Here is a 1,283-nt window from a genome sequence, read left to right as displayed (position 1 = left end):
CCCTGGTACCGCACCCCACCCGGGCCACCGCATCCCGCCTGCCGGGCGGTACCTGCTCCCGTGGCACGCCCGGCCCGTCCGGGGGAGAGCGGCAGGGGCCGGACCGCGGACGGGGAAAGGACCCGCGCGGCGTCATCGGCGGTCAGGCGTCGAAGAGGATGACCTGGCGCACGGCGCGGCCGTCCGCGAGGCGGTCGAAGCTTTCGTTGACCTCGGACAGGGCCACCCGCTCGGAAATGAGTTCTTCAATGGGCAGCTTGCCCTCGCGCCACAGGTCCAGGTAGACCGGGATGTCCCGGGAGGGCACCGCGGAGCCCAGGTAGGAGCCCACGACGGTGCGCGCCTCGGCGGTCAACCCGAGCGGGGCGATCGTGGAGCGGGCGTCGGGGGAGGGCAGGCCCACGGTCACGGTGGTGCCGCCCGGAGCGGTGGCGGCCACGGCGGTCTCGAAGGCGCGGGGGTGACCCGCGGCCTCCACCACCACGGCGGCGCGCACGCCGTTCTCCGCGAGCTCGTCGGGGGAGTAAACGGCCGTGGCGCCCAGCTCCGTGGCGCGGGCCAGCTTCTCCGGGTTCGCGTCCACGCCGATCACCGGCCCCTTCTCCAGGGACAGCGCGGTCAGCAGGGCGGCCATGCCCACTCCGCCCAGTCCCACGACCATCACCGTGTCCCCGTCCGCGGGGCGCCCCGCGTTGAGCACGGCCCCGCCGCCGGTGAGCACGGCGCAGCCCACCACGGCGGCGATCTCCGCGGGCACGTCCGCGCCCACGGGAACCACCGACTGGCGGCTCACCACCGCGTGGGACGCGAAGCCCGAGACCCCCACGTGGTGGTGCACGTCCTGCTCCCCGCGGTGCAGCCGCAGCGCGGAACCGGGCAGCACACCGGCGTTGTTCGTCTCCGTCCCGGGGGAGCACGGCAGCTTGCCGTCCGTGGCGCAGTTCTCGCACTGCTCGCAACGGGGGAGGAACACGGTGGTCACCTGGTCCCCGGGGGCCACGTCCGTGACGCCCTCCCCCACGCGCTCCACGATCCCGGAGGCCTCGTGGCCGAGCACCATGGGCAGGGGCCGGGCCCGGTTGCCGTCCACCACAGAGAGGTCCGAGTGGCACACCCCGGCCGCCCGGATCCGGATCAGCAGCTCGCCGGGGCCGGGATCGTCCAGCTCCAGCTCCTGCACGGTCAGCGGGCGGGACTCGGCGTACGGGCGGGACAGTCCGCTCTGCTCCAGCACGGCGGCGGTGATCTTCACGGCGACTCCTTCGTCACGGGGTGGGGTGGGC

Annotated in this window: 1 protein-coding gene; it reads right to left on the bottom strand. The window is 74.7% G+C overall.

Features of this window, described 5'->3' with window-relative positions; all coding sequences use genetic code 11:
- Positions 1–142: 142 nt before the first annotated feature.
- Positions 143–1,252 carry an alcohol dehydrogenase catalytic domain-containing protein gene (locus tag CWC38_RS11785; protein WP_121846890.1) on the bottom strand — a complete coding sequence of 370 codons (1,110 nt, stop codon included), beginning with the start codon at positions 1,250–1,252 and terminating at the stop codon, positions 143–145.
- Positions 1,253–1,283: the final 31 nt, after the last annotated feature.

The sequence above is a fragment of the Kocuria tytonicola genome (assembly GCF_003687455.1).
Lineage (GTDB): Bacteria > Actinomycetota > Actinomycetes > Actinomycetales > Micrococcaceae > Kocuria > Kocuria tytonicola.
The sequence above is the reverse complement of the archived record's forward strand: the minus strand, read 5'-3'. Positions and strand labels throughout refer to the sequence as shown.